The following is a 13,885-nucleotide window of genomic DNA, read 5'->3' as shown; positions in this document are numbered from 1 at the left end:
GAGGAGGCGTCCGGCCGGAGGGGAGGGGCGTTCGACGGCACTGGCCGTATCGTCGCTATATCGGCGTGAAGCGACTTCGTCAGCTACGAAATCATTCCGCCGCAATGCTGTCGATTCCGTCACCGGGGCGACCCATGGCGTCGGTCGCCGCCGCCGCGACGGCGCGCTCCAGCGCGGCAAGCGTAAAGGGTTTGCGCAACACGTGATGCCCGCCAAACTCGGCCGCTCCGCCCGCTTCGCCGGCATAGCCCGTCACGAAAAGAACAGCGATTTCAGGCCGCCGTTGCAACAGGTTAGCGATCATTTCCGGGCCGGTTTGACCCGGCATCAGCACGTCACTCACGATCAGATCGACCCGGCCGAGGCGATCGAGCGCGGCGGGTGCGGCGAGCGGATCGTCGCACGCGACCGGGCGGTGACCGAGCTCCTCGAGCGCGCCCATCGTCGCCGCCAGGACCCTTGGGTCGTCCTCCACCACGAGAATATCGAGCGCTCGATGTTCGAATGAAGCGGGTGCTGCGGAGGCGGCTTTTTCATCCGTCGCGGGCGCGTCGGCGACGTAGCGTGGGAGATACAGCGTGACCGTCGTCCCTTCGCCGACCACCGATTTGAGCCTGACCTCACCATCGGCTTGCCGGACGAAGGCGAACACCTGGCTGAGGCCGAGGCCGGTACCCTTACCCGCCGGTTTTGTCGTGAAGAACGGTTCGAACACGCGCTCTAGCAGATCGGGCGACATGCCGCAGCCAGTATCCGCGACCGACAGCGCGACATAGTCGCCGGCTTGGCAGGTCCCGACCGCGCCCTCCGCCAGCGTCACGCCGACGGTGGTAATGGTAAGCTTGCCGCGTCCTTCCATCGCATCGCGCGCATTGACGGCGAGATTGAGGACGGCATTTTCAAGTTGGTGTTGGTCGGAGCGAACCAGCCAGCTATCGTCCTCGGGCGCATGGACATCGACTTCGATCGTGTCGCCGAGCGTGCGATCGAGCAGGTCGGACATGCCGAGCACCAGCGCGACCGGCTCGATCGGTTCCGAGCGCAGCGCCTCCTCGCGCGAGAAAGCGAGGAGTTGCCGGGTCAACGCCGCGGCGCGATTGGCCCCTTCGGTGGCATTGTCGATGTGACGCTGCGCCGCCGCCGGATCGGCCTCGACCTGGCGCTTGGCCAGTTCAAGTCCGCCGAGTACGACCGCCAGCATATTGTTGAAATCATGCGCGATACCGCCGGTCAATTGCCCGACGGCCTCCATTTTCTGGACTTGGCGAAGCTTGCTTTCCTGCGCCAGCAAGACGGCGGAGGCGCGCTCGACCGCCGCTTCCAATTCGGTCGCGCGATCGCGTTCGGTCGCGGCTTCGGTGCGGGCGACAGCCCGTTGCCCCAAGGCCGTCACGGTCAGCCAACCAAGCGCAACCGCGCCCGCCGCGAGCAGCATGCCGAACACCGAAAGCGTACTCGCCACCCCGGTCGACCGTGCGACGGACTTCATCGCAATGCCGGTGCGCTTTGCCAGAACCGTGCGCTCCTGCGCGCCAATCTGATCGAGCACGCGGTCGATCTCGGCGCGGGCAGGGGCCGAACGCGCTTTGTAAAACAGCGCCAGCGCCTGATCGTTGCGTTTGTAGAGGGTGTTGAGCACCACGGTGCTGAGTTCGTCGCCGCGCGCCGCCATCGCGCGCTGCAATTCGGTGGTCAACGCCTGTTGTTCGGCACTGTCGCGCGTGATCAGGTCGAGCCGCGCGAGTTGCTGGCTCGCGAGTGTCCAGTCGGCCGAATAGGCCTGGCCCAATTCCTTGTCGGCACTGATCACATAGCGCCCGAGCGACGCCTCGGCATGCGCGATCGTCCCCGACAGTGTGGCCGAGAGGATCATCACTTCGTAACTGTGCGTTTGCAATTTCAGCGCACGGTCGCGTTGGCGATTGGCCTCGCCCAGCGTCAGGTTGAGTGCGACGAGCACCGCCACGCCGAGCGCAGCCATGACGAGCAGCGCTACCGTGTGCCAGACAGTGCCGGCTCGATCCGTGCCGGTCGCATCGGGCTGAGGTCCACTCATGTCAGCACCTTACCGCACGTCGCGACTCGTGGATAGAGTCGCGCCGCTCGCGTCAGCCGATCGCACCGGTTGCCCGGCCCGCGGCTTCGAACATCTGCAGGACGCGCGCGATTTGCGCCGGAGTATGTTCGGCGCACAGCGAGCAGCGCAGCAGATAGGTGCCCGCTGGCGTCGCCGGAGGGCGCGCCATGTTGACGTAGAGACCGCCATCGAGCAGCAACTGCCACATCGCCACCGCCTGGGTTTGATCATCGAGGATGATCGCGATGATCGCGCTGTCGGGCTTTTCGGTGCCGAGCTTGAAGCCGAGCGCCTTGAGGCCGCTGTGCAGCGACCGGGCGTTTTCCCACAATTGGCGGCGCTTGCCGTGCGCATGCTTCAGCTTGCGGATCGACGTGGCGGCGGTCGCGACGACCGAGGGCGGCAGCGAGGCGGTGAAGATATAGGGGCGGCAGACGAGCCGGATCGCTTCGAACTTCGGATGGTTCGACACGCAAAAGCCGCCGACTGTGCCGACCGATTTGGAGAAGGTGCCGATGATGAAATCGACATCGGCTTCGCAGCCTTGCTCCTCATACACGCCACGGCCATTGGGGCCGTAAAAGCCCATCGAATGGGCTTCGTCGCTGAGCACCATCGCGCCATGCTGCTTGGCGACGGCGACCATTTCCTTGAGCGGCGCGATATCGCCGAGCATCGAATAGACGCCCTCGAGCACGACCAATTTGCCGGGTTCCTTGGGCAGGCGACCAAGGCGCTTGTCGAGATCCTCGACCGAATTGTGGCGGAAGCGCACGATCTCGGAATTGCCCTGCTGGCAGCCGTCATAGATCGAGGCATGGCTGTCGGCGTCGAGGATGACGTACTCGCCCTTGCCGGCGAGCGTCGAAATCATGCCGAGATTGGCCATGTATCCGGTCGAAAAGACGATCGCGCCCGACACGTTGTAGAAATCGCGGAGTGCATCCTCGACCTCGATATGGTCGCGGAAGGTGCCGTTGAGCATGCGGCTGCCATTGGTGCCCGAGCCATATTGGTCGAGCGCGTCCTTGCCCGCCTGGATCACGTCGGGGTCGAACGTCATGCCCATGTAATTGTAGGTGCCGAGCAGGATCGTGTCGCGACCGGCGATGACCGCTTCGGTCGGCGATTTTACGTGCTCCATCACGATCGCGAACGGATCGGTGACGCCGGTGTCGATCAGCGCCTGGCGTTCGGCGATGATCGGGTCGAATTTCGACATGAGATCGCGTTCCGGCGCGACCACGGGTGGATCGAAAACAAGCTTTTCGGGGGCGAGGCCAGCGTCACTCATCGGATCAACCCTTCAACTTTTCGACCGCATCGACCAATTGGCCGACGGTTTCGATTTCGGCCTGCATGTTCATCGTGATGATGATTTCGAATTCGTCCTCGATCGCGGCGACGAAATCCATCACAGTCAGGCTGTCCCATTCGAGGTCGCCCTGAAAGGTCGTGGCATCGCTGAGCGTCACGCCTTTTTTGTTGAACGGCTCGATTTGCGCGGTGACGGTGTCGTAAATGTGTTGGCGGTCGGTCATGCTCGGTCCTTGAAGGGTCGTGACGCTGTGCCGGACAAATGCGGCGGCTTTATAGCAAGCCTATAACAAGCCGTTTGCGCGATACCATGCTGCGGTTGCCGCGAGGCCATCGGGGGTGGCGATCCTAGGCTGCCACAGTTGCGACGGCGGGCGTTTGGCGGGGTCGACCGTCCAGTCGGGGTGGCAGAGATAGCCGACACGGTCAGGGGTGAGCTTCGCGCCCGCGCCGCGAAACGTTTTGTCGGCGTGCGCGATCAGCGTCAGCAACGGCTTGGGCAAGGCGATCGGCAGCACCCTGCGCCCGACCGCGACGCCGATCGCGCGGATCAGCTCGGCATGGCTCCATCCGCCCAACCGCCCGTCATCGGGTTCGAGGATCGACGCGGGCATGTCAGCGGTGGCGAGCGTCAGCAATAAGCTTGCGATGTCATCGACATGGATGACCGATACGCGGCCACCGGGGGGAAGGGCGGCAAAGCCCGATTTCGCCATGCGGAACAAGTCGCGCATTTCCATGTCGCCGGGGCCGTAGATCGCTGGCGGCCGGACGATCGACCAGTCGAGCCCGGAGGCGGCGACCACCGTTTCGGATTCGGTTTTGGACCAGCCATAGGCCGACAAACTTGGCTCGCGCGCGGCCAGCGAGGAGACGTGGACGACGCGGCGCACGCCCGCGTTGCGCGTCGCGTCGAGGACTGCTTGCGTGCCCGCGATGTTCCCGGCGGCAAATCCGGCGCGGTCGGGCGCGTTGACCACGCCCGCAATGTGCAGCACCGCGTCGGCGCCGTTGACCAGCCGATCGAGCGGCTCGGGCGTGTCGAGTGCGCCTTCGATCCAGCTGACGCCGTCGCGCTCCGGCTGCGGGCGGCGGGTGAGGGCGCGGACGCTGTGTCCTGCGGCGAGCGCGAGGTCGATCGTGCGCTTCCCGACGAAACCGGTGCCGCCGGTGATGGCGAGGATGGTCATTTACCCTCTCCCTTTGGGAGAGGGTCGAGCCGCGAAGGCGGCGAGGGGTGAGGGTGAGGCGCGCGTCATCCTCACCCTTCCGCCGCTTTGCGGCTCCCTCCCTCTCCCATAGGGAGAGGGAAATTCAGAGAATTCTGCCATCATACCAGTGCCATATGGTTGCGGTGGACCAAAGCGGCACGTGGCGCATAGCCGAGGATTTCCGCCTGTTCGTCACTACGCTTGCCCGTCAATGCCGCTGCCTCGCTCGCGTCATATTCACTCAAGCCCCGCGCGAGCGTCCGCCCGTCCGGCCCGATCACTGCGACCAGATCGCCGCGAATGAAGCTTCCCGCCACGCGCGTCGCGCCCGCTGCGAGCAAGCTCTTGCCGCTCGACAATGCCTTGGCCGCGCCCGCATCGATCATGATTTCGCCCTTGGCGGTGAGGCCGCCCGCCAGCCACGCTTTGCGCGCAGGCGCCGCACGTTCCGCGACGAAGAGTGTGCCGCGTCCACTCGCGTCATAGGCGGCAAGCGGATGCTCGATATGCCCCGATACGATCGCCAGATGCACGCCCGCGGCGGTCGCGATCCGCGCGGCGGCGATTTTCGATACCATCCCGCCCGATCCCATGCCCGAGGTTGATCCGCCATCGGCCATCGCCTCGATCGCGGCATCGATCCGTTCGACGCGGGCGATCAGCGTCGCCTCGGCGTTGGTATTGGGGTTGGCGTCGTACAGGCCAGCGACATCGGACAGCAGGATCACGCCGTGCGCGCCCGCGGCTTGCGCGATGCGCGCGGCAAGCCGGTCATTGTCGCCAAAGCGGATTTCTTCGGTGGCGACGCTGTCATTTTCGTTGATGACGGGCACGACGCCGAGCGAGAGCAAGCGCCCGAGCGTGGCGGAGGCATTGAGATAACGGCGGCGATCCTCGAGATCGTCGAGCGTCACCAGCATCTGCGCGGCAGTCAGGCCCTCGGCACCGAGCAATTCGGCCCAGATTTGCGACAGCGCAATTTGCCCGGTCGCGGCGGCGGCCTGCGCATCCTCGAGGCTGGCGCGGCCGCCTTTGGGAAGCTTCAGGCGCCGTGCGCCGAGCGCGATCGCGCCCGAGGAGACCACGGCGATCTCCTGGCCGGAACGCACGCGTGCGGCGATGTCGGCGACGAGGCTGGTCAACCAATCGCGCCGCACCGTGCCATCGGCGGCGACGAGCAGCGATGATCCGACCTTGACGATCAGGCGGGGACAGGCGGCGGGGGTAAAGGCGGACATTGCGCCCGCGTTAGCGCGTGGCGGCGCTTGCGCCAATGATGCTTAGTCGCGCGCGAAAATCTCGGTGTGGGGGATCGAGAGGTTGAGTGATGGCAAAATCACATCGATCGGCATGTCATAGGTGGTGTCGGTCCAGCCTTTTGGGCCGGTCCGCTGGACGATGCGCAATCCCTCTGTTGCAATGTCCACGAAGACAATCGTGTCTACGGTCTGCAACGCCTTATATTCGTCCAGCTTGACGCCGAGATCGGTGCGAGCGGTGCCAGCCGAAAGAACTTCAAACACGGCGCGTGGATCGTCAAAGGCTTTTTTCTCGTCATCCTTCGCTTCGTCCCGCCCGCAATAGACAGATACGTCGGGATAGCGGACCGAGCGATCTCGAGTTCTCGCTGCCATGTCGGAATTATACGGTGTGCATCCGCTGCCGCGCAGCCGGTTTGCAAGGGCAACATAAATGTTTCCTTGGACTCGGGCATGACGCGCGGTGCCGCCTGCCATCATGCGAATCACGCCGTTATCGAGTTCGGCCTTGCGATCGCCGAAATCGATTTCGAGGAATTCCTCGGCAGTCAGCAGGGGATAGACAATCTGAGTCGCCATGGTGGTTTTATACCATATCGGGCTGGTGCCTCAAACCGGCGACCATTCCCCAGGGGGGGTATCGTCGTCGCGCGCGGGGGCGCCTTCGGCCGGGCCGATCGCCTCGATCAGGCGATCGACCACCGCTTCGACCCCGGTACCGCCAGCGCCCGAGAGCGGCATGACCTCGGACTTGCTCGCGCGCTTCAGCTTGGTGACGAGCTTCTTCACGTCGGCGGGGTCCAGCGCGTCGATCTTGTTGAGGCCGATCACTTGCGGCTTATCCACAAGCCCGCCGCCATAGGCATCGAGTTCTCCACGCACGATCCGGTAGTTACCCACAGGATCCTCCTCGGTTGCATCGACCAGATGGAGCAGCACTTTGCAGCGTTCGATGTGGCCGAGGAAGCGGTCGCCGATCCCGGCACCGTCGGCCGCGCCCTCGATCAGGCCGGGAATGTCGGCCACGACGAATTCGCGATTGTGGCGGCTGACAACGCCCAATTGCGGGCGCACGGTGGTGAAGGGATAGGCGCCGACCTTGGCCTGCGCATTGGTGACGGCGTTGATGAAGGTCGACTTGCCGGCGTTGGGCAGACCGACCAGCCCGGCATCGGCGAGCAGCTTCAAGCGCAGCCACACCCACATTTCCTGATACGGCCAGCCGGTGCCGTGCTGGCGCGGCGCGCGATTGGTCGAGGTCTTGTAGGTGGCATTGCCGCGCCCGCCATCGCCGCCGCGCAGGAATACGATTCGTTCGCCGGGAACGGTGAAATCGGCGAGCACTTCGTCTTTGTCCTCGCTCAGCACTTGCGTGCCGACGGGGACGCGGATGAGGAGATCGTCGCCGCCAGCACCGGTACGGTTCGAGCCCGACCCGCCATGCCCGCGCGGCGCGCGGAAATGCTGCGTGTAGCGAAAATCGATCAGCGTGTTGAGGCCGGGCACGGCTTCGAAGATGATGTCGCCACCCTTGCCGCCATTGCCGCCGTCGGGGCCGCCATATTCGATGAACTTTTCGCGCCGAAAGCTGACGGCACCGGGGCCGCCTGCGCCCGATCGGACGAAGATCTTTGCTTGGTCGAGGAAATGCATGGCGCGATGCCTAGCGCTTTAGCGCAGCTAAAGCCACACCGGCATCGCGCCCGGCCGGCCTTGCTACGGCAAGGACCGACGACGTGGCTTTGCCACGGCGCTTTTCCTCAAGCCGGGAGGATCGTCCGCGAGGCCATCAGCGCCCGCGTCGCGATCGTTCGCGCGGCTTCGGGCGGCAAGCCGAGTCCCTTGGCCATCGCGCCGCCGAGCAAGGCGTCGCCCATCGCCATCAACACCAGTTGCAACGTGTCCTCATGGATGTGCTTGCCGGTTTCCGCATCCTCGGCAAGATCATCGACCAGCCGGTGGATCGCGCTAAGCACGGGATCGAGCGCGTCATGATTGCCCGACAGGATCATCCACGCCGCCATCGCGCCCGCGCCGTTGACGAAGGCATCGAAGGTCAGATCCACCACTTCGCGCGGATCGGCATCGCCGAGCCGCGCGCGCTTTGCTGCCGCGCCGATCTCCTCGGTAATCGTGTCGGCCAGGTGCGTGATCAGCGCCTTTTGCAGGTCCGCCGCCGAGCCGAAATGGTGGAGCAGATTGGCATGCGTCCGCCCGATCCGCGCCGCAACCGCCTTGAGCGTGACGGCCTGCGGGCCAGCCTCGACCAGCAAAGCCCGTGCTGCTTCGATCGCGGCATCACGTGATTCTACCGGGCTGAGTCGTTTGCGGACTATTGACATTGATGTAAGTAGCGCATAATTCGAACCTGTTCTTTTTGCTGTTCGGAGGTTTTCATGGCGAAAGCAACCACTCCCGCCGATTTGACGATCGTTCCGCGCGACCTGCGCTTTGGGCGCGGCACGCAGATGCGCCGTTGGTGGCTCAACAATGATCCGTTCGCGACCGCCTTCTACAACGCGCTGTCGGTGACCTTTCCCAAGGGCGAAGGCTTTTTCGTCGATAGTGTGCGCACTTTCCGCGAGGGCACGCCGCCCAGGCTGCACGCCGAGATCCAGGCGTTTATCAAGCAGGAAGTGATCCACACGCGCGAACATGTCGCGTTCAATCGCCATGTCACCGATCAGGGCTATGACGTGTCGCGGCTCGAGCAGCATATCGACGATGCGCTGGCGCTGACCAAGGGCCACCCGCCGATCGCGAGCCTGGCCGCGACGATGGCGCTTGAACATTTTACCGCGATGCTGGCGCATCAATTGATCGCCAATCCGCGTCATCTGGCCGGTGGCGACGAACAGGCAGCCGCGCTGTGGCGCTGGCATGCCGCCGAGGAAATCGAGCATAAAGGTGTCGCTTATGACACTTGGCTGCACGCAACGCGCGATTGGACGCGGGCGAAACGCTGGAAGATCAAGGCGATCGTTATGCTTGGCACGACGGTGAAGTTCTTCGCCGGACGTTATAAGGGTATGCTCGAATTGCTGCGGCAGGACGGGATTATCGGCGCGCGGGCGCATTTCGGGATCCTGTGGTACGCACTCGGGCGGCCGGGGATGGCGCGGAAGATTCTTGGTGCGTGGATCGCGTTTTTCCTGCCCGGCTTCCATCCGTGGAACCATGACGATCGAAAGCTGATCGCGCGTGCCGAGAGCGACTATGCGGCGGCGGTGCTGCCCCGCGAGGCGCTGGCAGCTTGAGGGACTGACCTTACTTCAAGCGGCACCACCCCGGCGGAGGCCGGGGCCCAGTTGCGGTGTGGTTTGTGTAGCGCGCCGAACGCGACACCTTTGGCCTTCGCGACTGGGCCCCGGCCTTCGCCGGGGTGGTTCAGGGCGAAGGGAGAGCGAAAATGCCGCCCGTCAAAACACCGGCTCTTCCCCCGGCTTTTCCGGCACATGAATCCCGCATTCGACCTTTTCCCAGCCGCGCCAGCGTCCGGCGCGCGGGTCTTCGCCAGGCAACACCTTCGAAGTGCATGGCGCGCAGCCGATCGAGGCATAGCCTTCCGCCTCGAGCGGATGGCGCGGCAAGTGGTGCTCGGCGAAATAGGCGTCGAGCGCGGCCTTGTCCCAATCCGCCAGCGGGTTGAGTTTCAGCCGACCCTCATCCTCTTCGAAACGCGGCAACGCGTCGCGTGTCCCCGCCTGGAAACCCTTGCGACCAGACACCCACGCATCGAACGGCGCGAGCGCCCGGCGCAGCGGCTCGACCTTGCGCAAATCGCAGCAACCGTCGGGATCGTAATTCCAGCGCAGACCAGTCGCATCCTTCGCCGCGAGCAAGCGCGGGTCGGGGCGGAACACGCGCAAATCGGTGAAGCCAAGCGTTTCCGAGAGCGCGTCGCGATATTGCAGCGTCTCGCCGAAAATCTTCTGCGTATTGAGGAAGATGACCGGGATATCGCGGTCGATCTGCGCGATCAGGTGCAACAGCACCGCACTTTCCGCGCCGAACGACGACACCGCGGCGACGCGACCTTTCAGCTCCCCGGTCAGCAAATCGTCGAGCATGTCGCGCGTGCCGACTTCGGCATAGCGCGCCTCCATCGCCGCCGCGTCGGCGGGCGAGAAAGGCGCAACGTCGATCAGGTCGAGCTTGCGTGCTGCATTAGCCATGCCGTAATTTCCAAATCGGCACGCGCCCGTCAGCAGCCTTTTGATAGACATTCTCGTAGCGCGTCAGCGAGGCCTCGAGCGTGGCCGGGTCGATCTCGCTTTCGGGGGCGAAACTGTCGAAGCCGCAGCGTTTCATCAGCGGCATCTGATCGACCAGCACATCGCCCTGCGCGCGGAGTTCACCAACATAGCCGGCTTCGCGCAGGATGCGCGCGGCGGAATAGCCGCGCCCGTCGCGGAAGCTCGGGAAGCTGACTTCGACCAAGGCGATGCGATCGAGATAGGGCAGCAGCGCGCGCGCATCATCGCCCGCCTCCAAGCGGACGGCGGTGGCGTTGGTCTGGGTATCGAGGAACGCGTCTAGCGTGACCGCGGGTTCGTCGTGCTGCACGTCACCCATAAAGCGCCTCCTTGAACGGTTCCATGCCGACGCGGCGATAGGTGTCGAGGAAGCGTTCGCCATCCTCGCGGCGCTCGAGATAGACGTTGGTCACCGTCTCGACCGCATCGACAATGCCATCCTCATCGAAACCGGGACCGGTGATTTTGGCGAGGCTGACATCCTCCGCGCCCGACCCGCCGAGCGAGAGCTGGTAATTTTCGGTGCCCTTCTTGTCGACGCCGAGGATGCCGATATGGCCGGCATGGTGATGCCCGCAGGCATTGATGCAGCCGCTGATCTTGAGCTTCAATTCGCCAAGGTCGCGCTGCCGCTCGGGCGAGGCGAAGCGCTCGGTGATCTTCTGAGCGACCGGGATCGAGCGGGCATTGGCGAGGCTGCAATAATCGAGGCCGGGGCAAGCGATGATGTCGCTGATCAGATCGAGGTTGGCAGGCGCCAGGCCGGTCGCGTCGAGCGCTTTCCAAAGATCGTAGAGGTCGGCCTGATGCACATGCGGCAGCACGATGTTCTGCGCGTGCGTGACGCGCAGTTCGTCGAAGCTGTAGCGTTCGGCCAAATCGGCGAGCACGTCGATCTGCTCCGCGCTGGCATCGCCCGGAATGCCACCGGCGGGCTTCAGGCTGACCGTGACGATCATGTAGCCGCGCTGCTTGTGCGCGGCGGTGTTCTGATCGATCCACACCGCGAAATCCGGGTCGCTGCGGTCAAGCGCAGCGACGGCGGCGGTGCGGAACGCAGGCGGGGCGAACATCGCGGTGATGCGGTCGAATTCGGCCTTGGGCGGATCGAGCCCGAGCGCCTTGACGCTTACGAACTCTTCCTCGACCTGGCGGCGATACTCGTCGGGGCCGATTTCGTGGAGCAGGATCTTGATCCGCGCCTTGTAGATATTATCACGGCGACCGTAGCGATTATAGACGCGCAAGCACGCCTCGACATAGCTGAGCAAATCGTCGGCGGTGACGAAATCGCGAATCTCGTGGCTGATCATCGGCGTGCGGCCCATGCCGCCACCGACGAAGATCTTTCCGCCAAGCACGCCGTCGCGCTCCAGTAATTGGATGCCGATGTCGTGCAGCCGCATCGCTGCGCGGTCTTCCTCGGCGGCGATCACCGCGATCTTGAATTTGCGCGGCAAATAGCTAAATTCGGGGTGGAAGGTGCTCCACTGGCGCAGCAATTCGGCCCAGATGCGCGGATCGGCGACTTCGTCGGCGGCGGCCCCGGCATATTGATCCGACGAGATGTTGCGGATGCAATTCCCGGAGGTCTGGATCGCGTGCATCTCGACCGTCGCGAGTTCGGCGAGGATGTCGGGCGCCTGATCGAGCTTGATCCAATTATATTGGATGTTCTGCCGCGTGGTGAAATGGCCATAGCCGCGGTCATATTTGCGCGCGATGTGGGCGAGCATGCGCATCTGACGGCTGTCGAGCGTGCCATACGGGACGGCCACGCGCAGCATGTACGCGTGGAGCTGCAGGTACAGGCCGTTCATCAGCCGCAGCGGCTTGAACTGGTCCTCGGTGATTTGCCCGGCGAGGCGGCGTTTCACTTGATCGCGAAACTCCTCGACGCGGGCGTCGACGATTTGCTGGTCGTATTGGTCATATTTATACATTGTGATTCTCGCGGAGACGCGGGGAGGCGGGGAAGGCGGAAGGGTGTTTCACGCGAAGGCGCGATGGCATGAGGGAAGAAGAAGTTTGATTCGCGCGGAGACGCGGAGACGCGGAGGGGTTGTGCGGGTGGTGAGGATGCGCGTCAGCGCAAACCATCACTCCTGCTGCCCGAATGTTCGAGGCCCGCTGCGCGGCATGCGAAACATCTCCGCGTCTCCGCGTCTCCGCGTCTCCGCGTGAACAATCATATCACCCAGCTCCCGGCCGCGGGATCGGCGGGTTTCAGCGTCAGATCGGCGCGCACCGTCGGCCCGAGCGCGCGGACGCGGTCCTTGATGTGGGCGGGGCGGGGGCCTTCGGGGGTGGCGGTCGCGTCGATTACGTACGGAACGTTGACGCGGCGCGCGCCTTCCTCGGCGCGGGCGATGCTTTCGCCTTGATCGCCGACATCGCCCGCATCCTCGACATGCCGCGACCAGCTCGAGCCGGTCCACCAGATCACATCACCGCTCGGCAAATCGCTTCCGGTCAGCAATCTCACGCCACACTCTCCGCAATTCTTGCCCAGCGGCCCAATTTATCCTCGGCATCGGACAGATTCACGACCTCGCCGACGACGATGATCGCCGGACTGGCGACTTTCTCGCGTTCCACCATCTGCCCGAGATCGGCGAGCAGCGTCTTGATCGCGCGGTGCCCGTCGAGCGTGCCGCGTTCAAGCACCGCGACCGGCATTTCGGGCGCGACGCCGTCGCACATCAATTTGTCGGCAATGTCGGTCGCGGTCGCGACGCCCATGTAGATGACGAGCGTGCGGCCCTTGCCCGCGAGCCCCGACCAGTCCTGATCGGCGAGGCCCTTGCACTGGCCCGCGACGAAGCTGACCGCGCTCGAATAATCGCGGTGGGTGAGCGGGAGCATCGCCTCGGCCGCACAACCGAGTGCCGCCGATACGCCGGGGATGACCTCCACGGCCAAGCCCGCCGCGCGCACCGCCTCGACCTCTTCGCCGCCGCGCCCGAAGACGAACGGGTCGCCGCCCTTCAGCCGTACGACGATCGCGCCGGCTTTAGCGTGCGCGACGAGCAGCGCGTTGATCGCTTCCTGCGGCAGCGTGTGGCGCGCGCGCTGCTTGGCAACCGAGATGCGCTGTGCCTGCGGGGGGGCAAGATCGAGCACGCGCGGGTCGATCAGGCCGTCATGCACGACGATGTCGGCCTGCTTCAGCGCCGCGACCGCGCGCACGGTAAGCAAGCCGGGATCGCCGGGGCCAGCGCCAACAAGGATGGCGCGCCCTACCTTTGAGGAGATGGGCGCGGTCGGATCAAGGAGTGTTGCCATCGCTGTCAGATGGGCTGGACCAAGCGCTTCCGCAATTCAAGGATGCTTTGTGGTCGGGTAGGTCAGCTTTTGTCGAGCGCCTTACTCGACAATATGAAAATCAGGGTTCGCCGGGTCGACATAGGCGCTTTGCAGCGTGAGGATGCTGCACCCGGTGCGCGATTCGTGCGGCCCGTGGACGACGCCGGTGGGGTGCGTCACGAAGGCGCCCGGCCCGAGCGTTTCGCCCGCATTGATGAAGTCCCCGCTCAGCACGTAATGCGCTTCCGGCCCGTCGTTGTGATAATGCACCGGGATCCGCGCGCCGGGCGCGATATGGATGATCGTGGTGACGAGACCGCGCGCGGCATCGATATTGACCAGCGTCGCGGTCACGCCATCGGGCGGGGTGGTGCCGGGAATGGGAAAGGGGACGGGGGCGAGCGTATCGGTCTGGACGACGATCGATTGACCTTCGACTTGCATGATTCGCTCCTCTCG

General features: G+C 64.5%; 15 protein-coding genes. 1 reads left to right on the top strand and 14 read right to left on the bottom strand.

Going from position 1 to position 13,885, the window contains the following annotated elements:
- Positions 1-91: 91 nt before the first annotated feature.
- From IEV62_RS04685 to IEV62_RS04650, 8 genes are all read right to left on the bottom strand, one after another.
- Entirely contained in the window at positions 92-2,056 is a 1,965-nt protein-coding gene (locus IEV62_RS04685) for an ATP-binding protein (RefSeq protein ID WP_188445707.1), read from the bottom strand.
- Between the two features lie 52 nt (positions 2,057-2,108).
- Positions 2,109-3,371 carry a serine palmitoyltransferase gene (gene spt, locus IEV62_RS04680; protein WP_188445706.1) on the bottom strand — a complete coding sequence of 421 codons (1,263 nt, stop codon included), beginning with the start codon at positions 3,369-3,371 and terminating at the stop codon, positions 2,109-2,111.
- A gap of 4 nt (positions 3,372-3,375) precedes the next feature.
- Positions 3,376-3,618, bottom strand: coding sequence for an acyl carrier protein (locus IEV62_RS04675; RefSeq protein WP_188445705.1), 243 nt, complete (start codon positions 3,616-3,618; stop codon positions 3,376-3,378).
- 60 nt (positions 3,619-3,678) lie between these two features.
- Positions 3,679-4,584 (bottom strand): NAD-dependent epimerase/dehydratase family protein, encoded by a 906-nt coding sequence (locus IEV62_RS04670; protein ID WP_188445704.1) that lies wholly within the window; start codon positions 4,582-4,584, stop codon positions 3,679-3,681.
- 140 nt (positions 4,585-4,724) lie between these two features.
- On the bottom strand, positions 4,725-5,843 hold the full coding sequence (gene proB, locus IEV62_RS04665) for a glutamate 5-kinase (RefSeq protein ID WP_188445703.1): 1,119 nt from the start codon (positions 5,841-5,843) through the stop codon (positions 4,725-4,727).
- Between the two features lie 42 nt (positions 5,844-5,885).
- Positions 5,886-6,443 carry a Uma2 family endonuclease gene (locus tag IEV62_RS04660; protein WP_188445702.1) on the bottom strand — a complete coding sequence of 186 codons (558 nt, stop codon included), beginning with the start codon at positions 6,441-6,443 and terminating at the stop codon, positions 5,886-5,888.
- Between the two features lie 30 nt (positions 6,444-6,473).
- Positions 6,474-7,517 carry a GTPase ObgE gene (gene obgE / locus IEV62_RS04655; RefSeq protein WP_188445701.1) on the bottom strand — a complete coding sequence of 348 codons (1,044 nt, stop codon included), beginning with the start codon at positions 7,515-7,517 and terminating at the stop codon, positions 6,474-6,476.
- Positions 7,518-7,624: 107 nt separating this feature from the next.
- Positions 7,625-8,206: a TetR family transcriptional regulator gene (locus tag IEV62_RS04650; protein ID WP_188445700.1), complete on the bottom strand. Its 582-nt coding sequence runs from the start codon at positions 8,204-8,206 to the stop codon at positions 7,625-7,627.
- A gap of 54 nt (positions 8,207-8,260) precedes the next feature.
- Here IEV62_RS04650 and IEV62_RS04645 point away from each other — a divergent pair, with 54 nt between their 5' ends.
- Complete coding sequence (locus tag IEV62_RS04645) at positions 8,261-9,121, top strand: metal-dependent hydrolase (RefSeq protein ID WP_188445699.1); 861 nt, start codon at positions 8,261-8,263, stop codon at positions 9,119-9,121.
- 162 nt (positions 9,122-9,283) lie between these two features.
- Here IEV62_RS04645 and IEV62_RS04640 read toward each other — a convergent pair whose 3' ends face one another.
- From IEV62_RS04640 to IEV62_RS04615, 6 genes are all read right to left on the bottom strand, one after another.
- Positions 9,284-10,039, bottom strand: a complete 756-nt coding sequence (locus IEV62_RS04640) for a phosphoadenylyl-sulfate reductase (protein ID WP_188445698.1) — start codon at positions 10,037-10,039, stop codon at positions 9,284-9,286.
- Positions 10,032-10,439, bottom strand: a complete 408-nt coding sequence (locus tag IEV62_RS04635) for a DUF934 domain-containing protein (RefSeq protein WP_188445697.1) — start codon at positions 10,437-10,439, stop codon at positions 10,032-10,034. The genes IEV62_RS04640 and IEV62_RS04635 overlap by 8 nt, the downstream gene beginning before the upstream one ends.
- Positions 10,432-12,063, bottom strand: coding sequence for a nitrite/sulfite reductase (locus IEV62_RS04630; RefSeq protein WP_188445696.1), 1,632 nt, complete (start codon positions 12,061-12,063; stop codon positions 10,432-10,434). Before IEV62_RS04630 ends, IEV62_RS04635 begins: the two co-directional genes overlap by 8 nt.
- A gap of 245 nt (positions 12,064-12,308) precedes the next feature.
- A complete protein-coding gene (locus tag IEV62_RS04625) occupies positions 12,309-12,605 on the bottom strand; it encodes a DUF2849 domain-containing protein (protein WP_188445695.1) in 297 nt (98 codons plus the stop codon).
- On the bottom strand, positions 12,602-13,405 hold the full coding sequence (gene cobA / locus IEV62_RS04620; protein ID WP_188445694.1) for a uroporphyrinogen-III C-methyltransferase: 804 nt from the start codon (positions 13,403-13,405) through the stop codon (positions 12,602-12,604). The genes IEV62_RS04625 and cobA overlap by 4 nt, the downstream gene beginning before the upstream one ends.
- Before the next feature lie 81 nt (positions 13,406-13,486).
- Positions 13,487-13,870, bottom strand: coding sequence for a cupin domain-containing protein (locus IEV62_RS04615; RefSeq protein ID WP_188445693.1), 384 nt, complete (start codon positions 13,868-13,870; stop codon positions 13,487-13,489).
- Positions 13,871-13,885: the final 15 nt, after the last annotated feature.

It is taken from the genome of Sphingomonas psychrolutea (genome assembly GCF_014636175.1).
GTDB lineage: Bacteria > Pseudomonadota > Alphaproteobacteria > Sphingomonadales > Sphingomonadaceae > Sphingomonas > Sphingomonas psychrolutea.
Note: the sequence above shows the minus strand (reverse complement) of the source record. Positions and strands in the feature narration are given on the sequence as shown.

What these genes read in the sequence shown, in the direction of transcription:
- IEV62_RS04685 (WP_188445707.1), bottom strand. Translation starts at nt 2,056, where the DNA reads ATGAGTGGACCTCAGCCCGATGCGACCGGCACGGATCGAGCCGGCACT.
- spt (WP_188445706.1), bottom strand. Translation starts at nt 3,371, where the DNA reads ATGAGTGACGCTGGCCTCGCCCCCGAAAAGCTTGTTTTCGATCCACCC.
- IEV62_RS04675 (WP_188445705.1), bottom strand. Translation starts at nt 3,618, where the DNA reads ATGACCGACCGCCAACACATTTACGACACCGTCACCGCGCAAATCGAG.
- IEV62_RS04670 (WP_188445704.1), bottom strand. Translation starts at nt 4,584, where the DNA reads ATGACCATCCTCGCCATCACCGGCGGCACCGGTTTCGTCGGGAAGCGC.
- proB (WP_188445703.1), bottom strand. Translation starts at nt 5,843, where the DNA reads ATGTCCGCCTTTACCCCCGCCGCCTGTCCCCGCCTGATCGTCAAGGTC.
- IEV62_RS04660 (WP_188445702.1), bottom strand. Translation starts at nt 6,443, where the DNA reads ATGGCGACTCAGATTGTCTATCCCCTGCTGACTGCCGAGGAATTCCTC.
- obgE (WP_188445701.1), bottom strand. Translation starts at nt 7,517, where the DNA reads ATGCATTTCCTCGACCAAGCAAAGATCTTCGTCCGATCGGGCGCAGGC.
- IEV62_RS04650 (WP_188445700.1), bottom strand. Translation starts at nt 8,206, where the DNA reads ATGTCAATAGTCCGCAAACGACTCAGCCCGGTAGAATCACGTGATGCC.
- IEV62_RS04645 (WP_188445699.1), top strand. Translation starts at nt 8,261, where the DNA reads ATGGCGAAAGCAACCACTCCCGCCGATTTGACGATCGTTCCGCGCGAC.
- IEV62_RS04640 (WP_188445698.1), bottom strand. Translation starts at nt 10,039, where the DNA reads ATGGCTAATGCAGCACGCAAGCTCGACCTGATCGACGTTGCGCCTTTC.
- IEV62_RS04635 (WP_188445697.1), bottom strand. Translation starts at nt 10,439, where the DNA reads ATGGGTGACGTGCAGCACGACGAACCCGCGGTCACGCTAGACGCGTTC.
- IEV62_RS04630 (WP_188445696.1), bottom strand. Translation starts at nt 12,063, where the DNA reads ATGTATAAATATGACCAATACGACCAGCAAATCGTCGACGCCCGCGTC.
- cobA (WP_188445694.1), bottom strand. Translation starts at nt 13,405, where the DNA reads ATGGCAACACTCCTTGATCCGACCGCGCCCATCTCCTCAAAGGTAGGG.
- IEV62_RS04615 (WP_188445693.1), bottom strand. Translation starts at nt 13,870, where the DNA reads ATGCAAGTCGAAGGTCAATCGATCGTCGTCCAGACCGATACGCTCGCC.